The 14,657-nt window shown below is 70.4% G+C and carries 11 protein-coding genes and 2 pseudogenes; 6 read left to right on the forward strand and 7 right to left on the reverse strand.

Going from position 1 to position 14,657, the window contains the following annotated elements; translation table 11 throughout:
• Positions 1 to 39: 39 nt before the first annotated feature.
• Both OG883_RS27930 and OG883_RS27935 read right to left on the reverse strand, forming a co-directional pair.
• Positions 40 to 414: pseudogene (locus OG883_RS27930) on the reverse strand (GtrA family protein); the annotation flags it as partial.
• A complete protein-coding gene (locus OG883_RS27935; RefSeq protein ID WP_266546203.1) occupies positions 411 to 1,385 on the reverse strand; it encodes a glycosyltransferase family 2 protein in 975 nt (324 codons plus the stop codon). The pseudogene OG883_RS27930 and the gene OG883_RS27935, both read right to left, overlap by 4 nt.
• A 124-nt stretch (positions 1,386 to 1,509) precedes the next feature.
• On the opposite strand from OG883_RS27935, the gene OG883_RS27940 reads away from it, so the two are divergent.
• Both OG883_RS27940 and OG883_RS27945 read left to right on the forward strand, forming a co-directional pair.
• Positions 1,510 to 3,912: a YfhO family protein gene (locus OG883_RS27940; protein WP_266546206.1), complete on the forward strand. Its 2,403-nt coding sequence runs from the start codon at positions 1,510 to 1,512 to the stop codon at positions 3,910 to 3,912.
• Between the two features lie 207 nt (positions 3,913 to 4,119).
• A complete protein-coding gene (locus OG883_RS27945) occupies positions 4,120 to 5,049 on the forward strand; it encodes a class I SAM-dependent methyltransferase (RefSeq protein ID WP_266546209.1) in 930 nt (309 codons plus the stop codon).
• 26 nt (positions 5,050 to 5,075) lie between these two features.
• On the opposite strand, the gene OG883_RS27950 is transcribed toward OG883_RS27945, so the two are convergent.
• The 3 genes from OG883_RS27950 to OG883_RS27960 all read right to left on the reverse strand — a co-directional run bounded on the left by OG883_RS27950 (position 5,076) and on the right by OG883_RS27960 (position 9,517).
• Positions 5,076 to 6,623, reverse strand: a complete 1,548-nt coding sequence (locus OG883_RS27950; RefSeq protein WP_266546212.1) for a serine/threonine-protein kinase — start codon at positions 6,621 to 6,623, stop codon at positions 5,076 to 5,078.
• Complete coding sequence (locus tag OG883_RS27955) at positions 6,620 to 7,330, reverse strand: hypothetical protein (RefSeq protein ID WP_266546215.1); 711 nt, start codon at positions 7,328 to 7,330, stop codon at positions 6,620 to 6,622. Before OG883_RS27955 ends, OG883_RS27950 begins: the two co-directional genes overlap by 4 nt.
• Before the next feature lie 66 nt (positions 7,331 to 7,396).
• On the reverse strand, positions 7,397 to 9,517 hold the full coding sequence (locus OG883_RS27960; protein WP_266546217.1) for an N-6 DNA methylase: 2,121 nt from the start codon (positions 9,515 to 9,517) through the stop codon (positions 7,397 to 7,399).
• A 212-nt stretch (positions 9,518 to 9,729) separates the two neighbouring features.
• On the opposite strand from OG883_RS27960, the gene OG883_RS27965 reads away from it, so the two are divergent.
• The 3 genes from OG883_RS27965 to OG883_RS27975 all read left to right on the forward strand — a co-directional run bounded on the left by OG883_RS27965 (position 9,730) and on the right by OG883_RS27975 (position 11,995).
• Positions 9,730 to 10,542 (forward strand): DUF4352 domain-containing protein, encoded by an 813-nt coding sequence (locus tag OG883_RS27965; RefSeq protein ID WP_266549510.1) that lies wholly within the window; start codon positions 9,730 to 9,732, stop codon positions 10,540 to 10,542.
• A 126-nt stretch (positions 10,543 to 10,668) separates the two neighbouring features.
• Entirely contained in the window at positions 10,669 to 11,433 is a 765-nt protein-coding gene (locus OG883_RS27970) for a hypothetical protein (protein WP_266546220.1), read from the forward strand.
• 223 nt (positions 11,434 to 11,656) lie between these two features.
• Positions 11,657 to 11,995, forward strand: a complete 339-nt coding sequence (locus OG883_RS27975; protein WP_266546223.1) for a MerR family transcriptional regulator — start codon at positions 11,657 to 11,659, stop codon at positions 11,993 to 11,995.
• Between the two features lie 63 nt (positions 11,996 to 12,058).
• On the opposite strand, the pseudogene tnpA reads toward OG883_RS27975, so the two are convergent.
• Positions 12,059 to 12,477, reverse strand: a pseudogene (gene tnpA / locus OG883_RS27980) (IS200/IS605 family transposase).
• A gap of 26 nt (positions 12,478 to 12,503) precedes the next feature.
• Between tnpA and OG883_RS27985 the strand changes: the two are divergent.
• On the forward strand, positions 12,504 to 13,727 hold the full coding sequence (locus OG883_RS27985; RefSeq protein WP_266546226.1) for an RNA-guided endonuclease TnpB family protein: 1,224 nt from the start codon (positions 12,504 to 12,506) through the stop codon (positions 13,725 to 13,727).
• Between the two features lie 67 nt (positions 13,728 to 13,794).
• On the opposite strand, the gene OG883_RS27990 is transcribed toward OG883_RS27985, so the two are convergent.
• Positions 13,795 to 14,469 (reverse strand): HNH endonuclease family protein, encoded by a 675-nt coding sequence (locus OG883_RS27990; RefSeq protein ID WP_266549512.1) that lies wholly within the window; start codon positions 14,467 to 14,469, stop codon positions 13,795 to 13,797.
• Positions 14,470 to 14,657 lie beyond the last annotated feature (188 nt).

Here is a 14,657-nt window from a genome sequence, read left to right on the forward strand (position 1 = left end):
GCCGCTGCCCGGTCCGCGGCCCGTTCCCGGGCGGGTCCGTTCGGGGCGCAACATGATCATCCGTGAGACGACGAAGGTCACCGGGATGGCCGCGGCGGCCGCGATCAGCGGCGCGTAGCGGCTGCCGACCTGCCACACGTCCACCAGCAGGTAGACCCCGCTGGTGGTGACGGCGAAGTTCGCGGCATTGGTGAGCGGGAACAGCAGGAACTTGCGCCACGTCGGCCGGGTCCGGTACGTGAAGTACGAGGTCAGAAAGAAGGACCCGACCATGCTGAGCGTGAAGGCGAGGACGTGCGCCGCGACGTACGGCATCCGCAGCCAGGTCAGCAGGGCCAGATACAGCCCGTAGTACGTCCCGGTGTTCACCACCCCCACCAGGGCGAATCTGAGCATCTGGACCTGGACCGTCATCGTCTTACGAGCTCCCCCGTGCGTGTGTGCGGCTCCCCTCCCTGCAGTGGAAGGCCGACGTTGGTCGCCTTCACCAGGAAGTGCGGCCGTCGCTTCACCTCGTAGTAGATACGGCCGACGTACTCGCCGACCACCCCGAGCATCACCATCTGTACGCCGGCGAGCGCGATGACCGTCACCAGAAGCGTGACATACCCGGGGGTGTCCACACCGTTCACCAGGGCGACACCGACAATCCAGGCCGCGTATGCCATGGCTACGGCGAGCAGCAGCATTCCGAGGTAGAGAGCGGCCCGGAGCGGCTTGTTGTTGAAGGAGAGCAGCCCGTCGAGCCCGTAGTTGAGCAGTTTGCCGAAGCTCCATTTGGAGCGGCCCTGCTCACGTACGGCGTTTTCGTACTCGAATGTGGTGGTGCGGAATCCGACCCAGGCGAAGAGGCCCTTGGAGAACCGGTTGTACTCGGTGAGTTCGAGGATCGCGTCCACGGTGCGGCGCGACAGCAGCCGGAAATCGCCCACGCCGTCGACGAGTTCGACGTCGACGAGGCGGTTGATCAGCCAGTAGTAGGCGCGGGCGGTGAGGGTGCGGGTGACCCGGTCGCCCTTGCGGGTGCGCCGGGCGATGACCTGGTCGAAGCCCTCCTCATGCAGGAGGAGCATGCGCCGGACGAGTTCCGGCGGATGCTGGAGGTCGGCGTCCATGATGACCACCGCGTCGCCCTCGGCATGCTGGAGGCCGGCGAGCATCGCCGCCTCCTTGCCGAAGTTGCGGCTGAAGGAGACATAGCGGGTACGGGAGTCGGCCTCGGCGATCTCCTGGAGAAGGGGGAGCGTCCGGTCCTGGCTTCCGTCGTCCACATAGACCAGCTCGAATTCCTGCCCGAGCAGGGCGAGCTCCTGGGTCACATGCTCATGGAAGCGGCCAATGATCTCCTCTTCATTGAAGCACGGAACAACTATCGAGATCAGCACGCTAGTACAACAACCGACGCGAATGTCGCTCATGGATTCACCACATGACGCGTGGGCGACTTTTGCGTGAACTGGACTTTCTCCAGGCTGTTTTCGCGATCGGCGCTGGCATATTCGAGTCATCATGTCGACTCTGGAATCCGCGCGCGGCCGAGCCGCTGCCCTCGCCGCGCTGATCACCGTGGGGGCCGTGTGCGCCGGCGACGCCGTCGCCCGCAGCTTCCCCTTCGGACCGCACACCCGCAGCGTGAACGACCTCGGCAACCAGTTCGTGCCGTTCCATGCGCATCTGTGGGATCTGCTGCACGGCCGGTCCGACGGCGGGCTGCTGCTCAACTGGCAGTCCGGGTACGGGACCAGCTTCCTTCCCGACCTCGGCACCTATCTGACGAGCCCGTTCTCCCTGCTGGTCGGCCTCTTCCCACGGGAGGACATCGACCTCGCCGTCTATGTGATCACGGTGCTGAAGATGGCGACCGCGGCGGCCGCCATGACCTGGCTGCTGCTGTCGCTGCACAGGGACAGGGGCGGGCGGTGGTGGATGGCCGGGGTCCTCGGCGCCTCGTACGCGCTGTGCGGCTGGTCGGTCGTCGAGGCGTCGTACAACCCGATGTGGATGGACGGGCTGATCGCCTTCCCGCTGCTGTGCCTGGTCGGCGAGTGGGCACGGAAGGGAAGGCGGCCGGTCCTCGGCCCGGTGATCGTCGCCGTGGCGTGGATCGCCAACTTCTACACCGCCTACATGGCCACCATCGGCGCCGCGCTGATCCTCGCCGTACGGCTGCTGCTGGAGGAGACGGAGGCGCGGCAGCGGATTCGAGCGCTGCTGCGGGCCACTTGGACCGTGCTGCTCGGCATCGCGCTGGCCGCACCCGTCCTGGTCCCCGTCTTCCTCGGCTCCCGGCACGCCTACCCGGGCTGGACGAAGGAGTTCGCGCCCGCCGGATGGTCCGATGTGTTCGCCCGCGCGCTCCCGGCGACGTACAGCTTCTTCACGCCCGCGGTCTTCATCGGCGGCGGGACGCTGCTGCTGGCCTGCGCGCTCGCCTTCCACCGCGGGGTGCCGCGGCGCGAGCGGTGGGTGTGGACGGGGCTCGCGGCGGCGGTCGCCCTGTCCCTGCAGTGGGAGCCGACGCACCTGGTGTGGCATGTCTTCGCGACGCCCAACGGCAGCCCGTACCGGCAGACTTTCGTGTTCGCCGGGATCCTGGTCATCACCGCCTGGACCGGCCTCTCGTACGCGTGGCCCGGGCGGCGCGCCCTGCTCGGCGGCGGCGCCGCGGTGGCCGTGATCGCGCTCGGGGCAACCGCCAGCGACCTCGTCACCGCCTGGACGTTCCCGCTGGCCGCAGCCGGGCTTGCGGCGGCGGCGGCCGGTCTGGTGCTGGCCGGGCGCGGCAGGTTCGCCGTGCTCGCCGCGCTGCTGCTCAGCGGCGCGCTGGTCGGGCAGGCCGCCGCGACCACGGCATACGCCGACCGGCAGCGGCTGGGCAGGCTGGACGACTATCCGGCCTGGGGCGGGCGGCACAGCGAGCGGGCCGCGGCCGTGGCGAAGGCCGACGACTGGCCCGGGTACCGCACCGACCCCGGCCGTGACCAGATCACCGGCAACGATCCCATCCTGATGGGCGGCCAGGGCGGTTCGTACTACAGCAGCCACACCCCCGATGTGCTCACCCGCACCCTGGCCGCGCTCGGTTCGGGCTGGACGTCCAACGGCCGCAGTCTGCAGTCCCTGGACAATCCGGTCACGGACGCGATCTTCTCCGTCGGCGCGCGGGTGCGCACATCGCCCGGCAAGGACCCGTCCGTGACGCGGGCGCAGACCCCGCCGCTGCTGACCGTACGGCCGCGGGGGCCCGAACCCCGCTACGGCTGGAACCCGTTCCGCAATCAGGAAATGCTGCTCGGCGCAGAGGTCTACAGCTCTCCGGTCGCGGGCTCCTGCCCCGTCGGCAGCGACGTCTTCCTCTGGGCGCCGAACTACACCGGCAAGGCCAGGCTCGGCGACGCGCCGTGGGTGACACTGCGCGGCGGACAGCCCAAGCGGCGTGCCGCGCTCGCCCCGCTCGGGACGGTGAACTCCCCGGGAGCGACGGTGAGTTACAGCCGCGGCAACCCTCGCACGACCATCGGTTGCCTGGACCGGGCGAAGCTGACCGCGGCCGTCGACAGAATGAAGGCGACCGGCGCGGTGTCGGTCGAGGTCGGCGACAGCGGCGTACGGGCCGAACTCCCGCCCGGCACCACGGGGACGGCCGTGCTCGCCGCGCCCCGGATCGCGGGGTGGAGCTGCAACGGCATGCCGGCGGACTCCTACCTCGGGCTCGTCGCCGTACCCCTGGACGGCACGAGGACGACGGTCGACTGCTCCTTCCGGCCGCCGGGACTGCGCGCCGGTACGGCGGTGGGGGCGGCGGGACTGCTGACACTGGCGGGCCTGGCGTTCCTGCCGCTGGTGCGGACGCGGCGGAAGACGGACATGCGGGCGCCTTCCGGGAGCGACTCCGTGACGACGGCCGCGTAGCCGTTCTCCCCCCGTTCGCCGCCCGTCCGTGATCCTGAACGCCGCACGCACACGACACGCGCACACGGACCGATCGGGACATGTGACGGTACGCAGCGTTCCGTCGTACCGACGTCACAACTCCGTCGCCGCGAGGCCACCAGCACTTCATCTGCGCAGCATCCCGCTGTGGCCCGCGCGGCGGCGCTCCGGCGTACCTTCCCCAGCATGCCCCCTCTACTTCGGAACCGGCTGGCGAAGCGAGTCCTGAGCCCGGCCCTCACCATGATCGAACGGCGCATCGAACAGCACGTGAAGCGTGCCACACAGACCTTGCAGACCGATCTCGACGCCCTCCACCGAAAAGTAGCCGCTCTGCAGACCCCGCAGTACGGACTCAGCCTGCTGGTGGACGGAACGGGCAGAGGCACCCACCGGATGCCCACCGCCTCCCAGATCGACACCCTCGTACACCAGATACAGAACGTGGCGGACGGCACGGAGCACGCCCGTCGCAGTGTGACCGTCGCCTACCGCACCGTGGTGGCCCTGGAGTCGCTCGGCGTGGGCCGGCTGGCCGGGTCCACCTCCAATGTGTGCGGAAAGCTCGCCACCGTGCCGCTGCTCTCCCCGCCGAACGGCAACGTCCTCGAAATCGGCACCCTGTACGGGATGTTCGCCGCCGGACTGCTGCGGATGCTGCACCGGTCCGGGACCGAACCGCATCTGACGATCGTCGATCCGCTGGCGGGCGCGCAGCTGCAGCCCGGCACCGTCACACAGCACGTGGATCCCACCGGCACTCCGGTGCGCGAGGACGTCGTCCGGGCCAACCTGGCCCTCGGCGGCGTCGGTTCAGTGGTCGAGGCGCGCATCCAGCAGGGCTTCTCGGGTGATCCGGAGGTGCGGGCCACCGTCGCCGACCGGGAGTACGGGGTGATCGTGGTGGACGGTGATCACTCCATGGACGGGGTGCGGGCCGACCTGGAATGGGTCGAGCAGATCGTGGCTCCCGGCGGGATCGTGGTCATCGACGACTACGGCGACAAGGCCTGGCCCGGCGTACAGGACGCCCTCGACAAGCATCTGGCGAACGGAACGTCGCGGCTGAGCCTGCTGGGGCGGGTGTCCACCTCGGCGTATCTGCGCGCCGGCTGACCGTCCGGCCGCCGTCCCCCGGCGGGTTATCCGCCGCGCAGCTGCTGCTGCCGGTCGAGCGCACGTCGCAGCTCGACCGGCAGTGGGTGGTAGGGCCCGTACGCCCGTTCCGTGTCGTACAGCAGGCCCTGGAACTGCTGCCGCGCCGCCATGTGGTCGCCCACCGCGAGCAGCAGATGCCCGATACGGTGCCGGACGTCGAAGGCGCGCGCGGCATCCGCGCCGCCCGACTGCTGGTTCTCGTAGTACGGCAGGACCGCCCGGTACTCCGCGAGCGCGGCGGCCGGCTCACCGAGCTGCTCCAGGCACTGCCCGGCGTCGTAGCGGAACTGCAGCGTCTGCCGGTCGGCCGGGCCCGCCTCGGCGGCCCGGTCGTCGGCCAGCCGGCGCAGCTCGGGCAGCGCGCGGCGGTACTGCCCGTCCATCAGCGTCGAGGCGTACTGCTTGCGCAGGATCCGTACGACCGGGGAGTGCTCGCCGTGCTCGGCGGCGGCCGCCGGGAGGATCCCGCCGAGGATGTCCACGGCCCGGGTGATGCTGCCCTCGCCGAGGAGGCGCTTGACCTCGTCGACGGCGGCCGCGACATCCGGGCGGGGGGCGGGCGGCGGCGGGGGTGTCACGGGCGGCGGCGGTGCGGTGACGCGGTCCGGCCAGGGGGCGTGCGGGCGCAGGAAGGGACGGGTCGGGTCGAGCGGTCCGGTCCCCGGACTCCGTCCGGGAGGCCCCAAGGGGGCGCCGCGGCCGGGCAGCAGCGGTTCGAGCGTCTCGTACACCTCCTGCGCGCCGGCCGGGCGGTGCTGCGGGTCCTTGGCGAGCAGCCGCAGCACGAGCGCTTCGAGCTGCTCCGGTATGTCGGGGCGCAGCTGACGGACCGGGAGCGGCGGCTCGTACAGATGGCGGTGCAGGACGCCGAGGGCGGTGGAGCCCGCGAACGGAACGTTCCCGCTGAGGAGTTCGTGCAGCAGCACGCCGAGGGCGTAGAGATCGGTGTACGGGCCGACCGCACCGCCCATCGCCTGCTCGGGTGCCATGTAGGCGGGGCTGCCGATGGGCGAACCGGTGTGGGTGAGGCGGGTGGTGTCGGTGTCGATGACGGAGGCGACCCCGAGGTCGAGGACGGTGACCGTGCCGTCGGGCTTCACCATGACGTTCCGCGGCTTGAGGTCGCGGTGGACGATCGGCACGGCGTGCACGGCGGCGAGCACGGCGCACAGCTGCGCGGCGACGGAGACCGCCCATGGCCAGGGGTACGGATCGTGCTCGGCAATATGGTCGGCGAGGTCCGCGCCCTCGACGTACTGCATGACGAGGAAGAGTTCGTCGCCGTCGCTGCCCGCGTCATGGACGGTGACCAGGCCCGGGTGGGAGACCTGGGCGGTCACCCGGCACTCGCGGACGAAGCGGCGGCGCATCTCGTCGGCGGCGGTGGCGGCTGCCATGTGGTCGGGGCGGAGCAGCTTGACGGCGACGCGGCGGTCGAGGCGTTGGTCGTACGCCGTCCAGACCTGGCCCATGCCGCCCTGGCCGATGACGGTCGAGAGCTCGTAACGGCTCGCGATGACGCGTCCGTTCACCGGCCCTGCTCCTTGCGGAGGTAGTCGCTGAGCTCGTCGAGCTCGGCGCGGACCTGGTCGATGCGGGGCTTCTCGGGCGCGGGCTGGGGCGGTTGCTGAGGCTGCCGCTGTGGCTGGGGCTGGACGGGGGGCTGAGGCTGCCGCTGTGGCTGGGGCTGGGCGGGGGGCTGGACCGGCGGCAGGCCGTGCTGCGGGGGCCGGGCGGGCGGGTAGCCGTATCCCGTCGACTGCGGCGGCAGCCCGTACGGCACGGTCGGCACGGTGTACGGCGATCCGGCCTGCGGCGGCTGCGCCCAGGCCGGCCGCGGCTCCTGGTAGTACCGGATGTCGGCCACCAGATAGTGCGTGGGCACGCCGATCGCGAGCCCGAGCAGAACCGCCAGCGCCACGAAGTCGATGGGGCGCGGCTCGTCCTCCTGCCCCTTCGACACCTCGCCTTCCGTACCGAAGCTGCCGATGACCACCAGCGAGGCGATGATCAGGGCGAGCGAGATCCAGAACAGCAGCCAGTCCAGCCGGCGGCGGCGCATGATCGCGATCCGCAGCATGGTGGCCCAGGCCAGAAAACCGAAACTGAGCAGCGCGAGAGCCACGAACAGCGTGCGCAGCACGATGAGCAGCGCGGTCGGCGGTCGCTTGGGCTGCGGCGGTGCATAGCCGTGGCCGTGCATTCCTGCTCCTGGAGGCCTGGGGACGAGGTCGGACAAGGGTCTGAGCGTATACACCGACAAGGACAACCGGCCGGGGGTTGTACCGACCCGTTGTCCGATACCTCACTCGGGCAGGACCGTGCCGGTCGTCAGCCCGTCGTACAGCCCCTGAACCAACTGCTCGCCGAGCCGCCCCGCGAGGCGCAGCGCGTCCTCGAAGGCGGCCAGCGTGCGAAAGCGCTCGCCGTACCGCTGCTGGTCGGCCAGGGGAAGGCGGGGCAGCTGGAGACGGCGTACGTCGAGCCGGGTCGCGGTGGACGCATAGCTGCTGGCCTGCCGGTTGTTGGCGGTGCCGCGCAGGAATCCGGCGAGGAACCAGGGGTCGAGCGCGGCCGGATCGGGGTGCAGCAGCTGGAGGTTGCGGCCCAGCGCCGCGCCCGCGGTGGCCTCGTCGACGACGCGGACGACGGATCCGCCGCCGAGTACGGGCACGACGACATCGCCCGCCTCGACGCGTACGGGCTCCTCGTCGGAGCCCTCGGGGAGGGTCCCGGAGGGGGCCGTACCGGCGAGGACGTCCTGTTCGGTGAGCACGGGGACGGGGCCCCGGACGGGGAACGGGCCAGAGCCGGGGGCGGGGACGGAGCCGGGCGAGAGGCCAGGGAAGGGGCCGACGCCTGAGGCCGATACGGAGGCGGCGCCGGTACCGCCCGCGTGGATCACCAGAGCGCCCGCGCGGGCCAGTTCACCGACCGTGGTGGCGGGCCAGGGGGCGGGCTCCGACTGCCCGGCGAGCGCGGGAGTGAGCTCTCCGGTCAGCCGCAGGGTGTCGGTGAGCCGGTCCCGTACGCGCAGCAGCTCGTCCGCCCCGCCGCCGGCCGCCGGGGGCGGGAGATGCCGGGCGGGGGCCAGGTCCACGTCGTCGTCGAGGAGTTCGATGACCGGGACCGAGCGGCTGACCCCGGGCCGCTCCTCGGCCGTGCCGTGCCGGTCGAAGGGCCCCCAGGCGTCCAGGACGGCGGTGTGGACGGCCTGCCAGTCGAGCTTGTCGCGGCCGCCGCCGGCTCCGGCCAGCTCGGCGGTGTCGACGAGCAGCAGCTCGGGCGGCGCGGCCCGGCCCGTACCGGGCTTGCGCAGTACCCAGAGGTGCAGCGGGATGCCGTACGGGGGCGCGGCGCCGGCGGGCAGGGCGACGACGGCCCGCAGCGCGCCGCGGCGCAGCAGCCCGGCGCGGATACGGCGTCCCGAACGGCGGGAGGCCGCGGCGGGCGGCATCAGCAGAACGGCGGTGCCGCCGGGGCGCAGCCGGGCGAGCGCGTGCTGGACCCAGGCCAGCTCGGACTCGGTGCGGGCCGGGAAGCCGTACTCCCAGCGGGGGTCGTAGGCCAGTTCGTCGTGCCCCCAGTTGCGCTCGTTGAACGGCGGGTGGCAGAGCACCGCGTCGGCGTCGGGGTGCGGGAACGCGTCGGCGCGCAGGGTATCGGCTGCGCGGGCGCGGACGGGGGCGTCGGAGTGCAGCGCGAGGCGCAGGCCGGCGAGCGCGGCGAGGTCGGGCTCGGCGTCCTGCGCGTACAGGGCGGCGGGGCGCTCGACGGCCCGCAGCAGGGTGCCGGTGCCGGCGGCGGGATCGAGCACGGTCCCGCCGGTGCCGGCGGGAGCGGCGAGGGCGGCCATGAGGGCGGCGGGGCCGGGCGGAGTGAGCGTGTACTGACGGGGGTTGGCGTCGAGATACCGCCCGAGCAGGAACTCGAAGGCCTGCCGCGCACCCGACTCGGCGGCGAGCTCGGCGACTCCGCGCAGGAGGGGCACGGATCCGGGCGACGGGGCCGGGAAGAGATCGGCCCGGTCCTCGCCGAAGCGCGCCGTCAGAACCTGCTCCAGCGCCGACGGCAGCAGCTCGGCCATCCGCTCGTCGGAGACCGCGGCCAGCTCCAGCCAGGCCGGATGCCTGTCGCGTACGAGCAGCAGGGCGCAGCCTGCCTGCACCAGGGCGGTGACCGCGCCGTCCGGATGGCTCGCGAGCTGTTGCCAGATCCGCTCGCGCAGCGGAACCTCGGCGAGTTTGCCCTGGTCACGCAGCCATTGCTCGATCTCGGCGAGGGCGAAGGACGGGCTGGTCTCGGTGCCGCCGACGGGCTTGGGGAAGTCGGCGTGCCGGCGCCGCCAGTTGCTGACCGCCGCGCGCCCCACTCCCGCGAGCCGGGCGATTCCGGCCGCGGTCACCTCGCTTGCGTTCTCCGGCACCTGACTGACTCCCTCATCCGTACCCACCTGCTGTGTTGCCGAGCATACCGACGCACACAAGAGACCCCCCTTCACAGTGTGAGTGGATCCAATTTTCGTGAACCGTGTTGACTCGGTTCACAGGCTCTGTTGTTATTGACCCATCGCCACACGGGGCTCTCGACAAGCCCCGACCACACCTGATGTCCCGGAGGGCACCCATGTCCCACGCCATGCAGCAGCCCCAGTACGACCCCCAGCAGCAGTACGGCCCGCAGGCCCCGGCCCCCCGCCCGGCCCGCAACGGTCTGGGCACGGCCGCCCTGGTGCTGGGCATCATCGGCACCGTGTCGGGCTTCATCCCCTTCCTCTTCTGGCTGGCCGGCATCCTCGGCCTGATCGCCCTGATCCTGGGCCTGTCGGGCCGGGGCCGGGTGAAGCGCGGCGAGGCGGCCAACAAGGGCGTGACCACCATCGGCGCCGTCCTCGGACTGGTGGCGCTGATCCTCTCGGTGGTCGGCGCGGTGCTCACCTTCAAGGCCGTGGACGAAGCGGTGGACGAGATCAACAAGGCCACCAAGGGCAGCACCGCCACGAAGGAGCCGGCCGGCACAAAGGACAAGGGCGGTGACTCGTCGGGCAAGGACGACAAGAACAAGGGTCTGGCGGCCGGCGACTCCGCGGCCTACGACGACAAGCTGAAGGTCACCGTCTCCGCGCCCAAGGCCTACACCCCGGACGAGTACGCTGCTGGCCACACCAAGGGCAACAAGGCCTACCAGGTGACCGTGGTCGTCCAGAACGACGGCAAGGAGAAGTTCGATGCCACCCTGCTGAGCGCCGACGCGCGCGCCGGCGAGGACGGCGTCCCGGCCGAGCAGATCTTCGACGGCAAGGTGGGCAGTGGCTTCACCGGCACGATCCTGCCCGGCAAGAAGTCCACGGTGCAGCTCGCCTTCGACGCCCCCGCCGACGCCAGGACGCTCACGGTCGAGGTCAGCCCCGGCTTCGCCTACGACGCCTCCGTGTGGGAGCTGAAGCTCTGACACCCCGCGCCGCCTGAATCCCCCGCTCCCCCTCGGCTCTCACCCTCCAGTCCCACCCTCCAGTCCCACCCCCCAGTCCCACCTCCCCGCTCCCACCTCCCCGCTCTCACCCCCGGAGAACACCCGATGTCTGCCCGAGCCCTCCCCCGGCGCCGGCCCGCCGCCCTTGCCGCCCTCTGCACCGCTGCCGCCCTCACCCTCACCCTCACCCTCACGGCGTGCGGCCAGGACCCCGAGCCCACGCCCACCGGTCCGTTCGCGGGGCTGTCGGGCCCGGAGATCGTGAACAGGGCGGTCAAAGCCACCAAGACGGCCAGGTCCGTGACCCTCGACATCGACACACGTACGGACGAAGGCCCGATGAAGGCCTTCATGGCCACCAACACCAAGGGACAGTGCGCGGGAACGCTGTCCATCGGTGCCACGGGTACCGCCGAGCTGATCAAGACCGACGGCACCGCCTATATGCGGTTCGACGAGGCCTTCCTCCGGGAGGAGAGCAAGGGCGAGCCGGCCGCGGAAGCCGCGGCCGTGCTGAAGATGCTCAAGGGGCGCTGGCTGGAGACGGGCGTCACCGAGGCCGACGCCAGGGAGAGCCTCGAACTCTGCGACCTCAGCAGCCTCCTGGCCGACTTCGAGACGAACGACACCGAGGCCCGCCGGGGCGGGGAGACAACCGTCAACGGCAAGAAGGCACTGATGCTCACCGAGTCGGAGGGCGACGAGAAGTACACCGTGTACGTCGCCACGGAGGGGAAGCCCTACCTGCTGAAGATCGAGCAGAAGGGCGGCGAGGAGCCGGGCACGATGACCTTCGCCGAGTACAACAAGCCGGTCCCGGCGAAGAAGCCCGCGGCGAAGGACATCGTCGACCTGGACGCGGACAGCTGACCGCTGCTCGTACCGTGCACGGGGGAGGCCGCCTGCGGGCGGCCTCTTCGCGTCACCGGGACCGCCCGCCCGCATGCGGTGCAGTCGGTGCTGCCGCCGTCACCCGTGCGCGAGCGGCAGCCTGCCGCCGTCACCGCGGACGACGTGCGGGGAATGCCTTCTCATGGGGTGACGTTAAGGCTCACACCAAGGGGAAGGGCAACCTCGGAACGGGGCGGGTCACATGCTGATCGGGGAGTTGTCCCGGCGAACCGGGGTCAGCCCGCGGTTGCTGCGGTACTACGAAGCGCAGGGACTGCTCGAGGCCAGGCGTGGCCCGAACGGTTACCGCGCCTACGACGAGGACTCGGTAGTCACCGTGAGGCAGGTTCGCGCCCTGCTGAAAGCGGGTCTGTCCACCGAGGTCATCCGTACGGTGCTGCCGTGCGCCCGGGGCGAGCAGCCGGGGTTCGACTGGTGCGCGGACCTGCGGGCCATCCTGGACCGGGAGTTGGCGGCCGCGGACGAGCGCATCGACAGCCTCCGACGAAGCCGCAGCACCCTCGCCAGCTACCTGGACTAATCGCAGTGCACCGGGCTTCAGCCCGGTGGTGAAGCGATTGTGAACGCTGCTCTGACCGGCAGGTCAGAGCGGACGATGCTGCTGTTCTATGTACTGACGGACGAGCGACAGCGGAGCTGCGCCCATCGACCCGGCGAAGTATGAGCCGGACCACAGACGCTGAGCCCGCCAGTAGTGCCGGACCAGTTCCGGGTAATCCTGGCGGAGCCTGCGCGAGCTGACGCACTTGAGCGAGTTGACCAACTTCGACAGGGCAGCCGCCTTCGGCGGGAAGTTCACCAGCAGATGCACGTAGTTGTTCTCGCCGTTGAACTCCACCAGCTCGCACTCGAAGTCCTCGCACACGCCCGCATGATCTCCTCCATGCGCGTCAGGTGCACGTCCTTGAAGACCTTGTGCCGGTACTTCGTCACGAAAACCAGGTGCGCGTGGAGGACGAAAGCGCAGTATCGACCAGTACGAATGTTCTGATACCCGGCCATAAACCAACTGCAGTACGGTGATCGGCATGCAGTTGAGGTACAGCTTCCGCCTGTACCCGAACGGTCCTCAGCGCGCCGCGCTGGCCCGGGCGTTCGGGTGCGCCCGCGTCGTGTTCAACGACGCGTTGCGCGCCCGCAAGGATGCCCACGAACAGGACAGGCCGTACCCCAGGACCGGCGAACTGTCCAGGCAGGTCATCACCGAAGCGAAGAAGACCCCCGAGCGGGCATGGCTCGCCGAAGTATCCGCCGTGGTACTGCAACAGTCCCTCCGGGACCTGGACACCGCTTACTCGAACTTCTTCGCGTCGATGAAGGGCACCCGCAAGGGGCCGAAGACCGCAGAGCCTCGGTTCAAGTCCCGCAAGGACAACCGGCACTCGATCCGCTTCACCGCGAACGCCCGGTGGAAGATCACCCCCGGCAGGGACCTGTCGTTGCCGAAGATCGGCGATGTGCGGGTGAAGTGGTCCCGCGCTCTGCCCTCGGTCCCGTCCACGGTGACCGTGGTCAAGGACGCAGCCGGAAGGTACTTCGCGTCCTTCGTCATCGAGAGGGCTCCCGGGACGCTGCCCGACGTGGAACCGGTCGTCGGCATCGACCTCGGTCTTGGACACTTCGCGGTCCTCTCCGATGGCACGAAGATCGACGCCCCGCGCTTCCTGCGCCGGGCGGAGAAGAAACTCAAGCGGGAACAGCGACGGCTGTCCCGTAAGGCCAAGGGCAGCAACAACCGGGACAAGGCCCGCATCAAGGTCGCCCGCGCTCACGCACGGGTGGCCGACGCACGGCGCGAATTCCACCACCAGCTCTCCACACGGATCATTCGCGAGAACCAAGCGATTGCCGTTGAGGACCTGGCGGTGAAGGGACTCGCCCGTACGCGCCTGGCCAAGTCCGTGCACGACGCGGGATGGTCCGCGTTCGTCACGATGATGGAGTACAAGGCCGCGAAGTTCGGCCGCAGCTTCCACCGCATCGGACGGTTCGAGCCGACCTCTCAGCTCTGTTCGGCGTGCGGCGTCAAGGACGGCCCCAAACCCCTCCACATCCGCGTCTGGGAGTGCGGGGCCTGCCACACCGTCCTCGACCGGGACATCAACGCAGCAGTCAACATCGCCAAGGCCGCCGGACTGGCGGTGTCAGCCTGTGGAGCGCGGGTAAGACCGGTACTCGTACCGGCACAGCGCGGTGAAGCAGGAACCCACCGAGACGGTCAGACGACCGTGGCAGGAATCCCCGCTCACTAGGGCGGGGAGCGGAAGTCAACTGGAACAGTCCTGAACCGTCCGCCGTCGCCCGCTCTTCAGCCGCTCTTCAGCCGCCGCATTGAGCGAGCATCATCTCCTTGTCCGGGACCGTTACCGGCATCGCGTACTTGTCCGCCACCTGCGCGAACCGCACGGCGTAGGCACAACGGATCCGCTTGTCCGGCGGCAGCCAGGACGCCGGGCCGGAATCGCGTTTGGCCGAGTTGGCGCGTCCCTCCACCGGCAGCAGATTCAGCACGTCGTTCGCCAATTGCCTGCGCTTGCTCTCCGGCCAACGGGCGGCGCCCATCTGCCAGCTGTACGAGAGCGGCACCACATGGTCTATCTGGACCGCCGCGGCTTTCTGCTTCTTCCAGTCGATGGTGGTGCCGGTGTACGGATCGTTCAGCGTCATCGCCACGACGACACAGTCGGAACCGGAGCGGTACGTGAGGCCCTTCCCGTCCCTGGCCAGGAGATCGTTTCGAGTGTCACAACCATTCCGGGCGAGCGGAACGCCGTCCGCCGTGTCCATCCAGGCGTAGCCGAACCGGTCGCGGTCGTAGCCGGTCCTGGGGCCGCGGCCCTTGGTGGTCACCTTCTCGATCAGCCGGCGGGCCGCGGCCCTGTCCGGTCCGGAGGTGATCGGGCCGAGGCCGGGCCCGGTCCCGTCGGGGTTGGCGAGCGGGCTGGTGCCGTCGGCCGGGGCCGACGGCTTGCCCCCGTCCCCACCCCTTGACAGTCCGTCCGGGCTGCAGCCGGTGAGCACCGTCCCGGCGACGACAGCCGTCAGCGCGCCCGCGAGCACGCGCGATATCCGATCCCCGAGTCTGTTCACGCTCGTACCCTACTGAGCTCAAGTCCCGTTCCGGGCACGGCGGTTCAACCCGATCGGGGCACATCTGCCCTGCTATCGACCGCTATGGACCA

Source organism: Streptomyces sp. NBC_01142, from assembly GCF_026341125.1.
Classification (GTDB): Bacteria; Actinomycetota; Actinomycetes; order Streptomycetales; family Streptomycetaceae; genus Streptomyces.

Coding starts and splice junctions, on each gene's coding strand:
- OG883_RS27975 (WP_266546223.1), top strand. CDS start 11,657: ATGCTGATCGGGGAGTTGTCCCGGCGAACCGGGGTCAGCCCGCGGTTG.
- OG883_RS27945 (WP_266546209.1), top strand. CDS start 4,120: ATGCCCCCTCTACTTCGGAACCGGCTGGCGAAGCGAGTCCTGAGCCCG.
- OG883_RS27985 (WP_266546226.1), top strand. CDS start 12,504: ATGCAGTTGAGGTACAGCTTCCGCCTGTACCCGAACGGTCCTCAGCGC.
- OG883_RS27940 (WP_266546206.1), top strand. CDS start 1,510: ATGTCGACTCTGGAATCCGCGCGCGGCCGAGCCGCTGCCCTCGCCGCG.
- OG883_RS27965 (WP_266549510.1), top strand. CDS start 9,730: ATGCAGCAGCCCCAGTACGACCCCCAGCAGCAGTACGGCCCGCAGGCC.
- OG883_RS27970 (WP_266546220.1), top strand. CDS start 10,669: ATGTCTGCCCGAGCCCTCCCCCGGCGCCGGCCCGCCGCCCTTGCCGCC.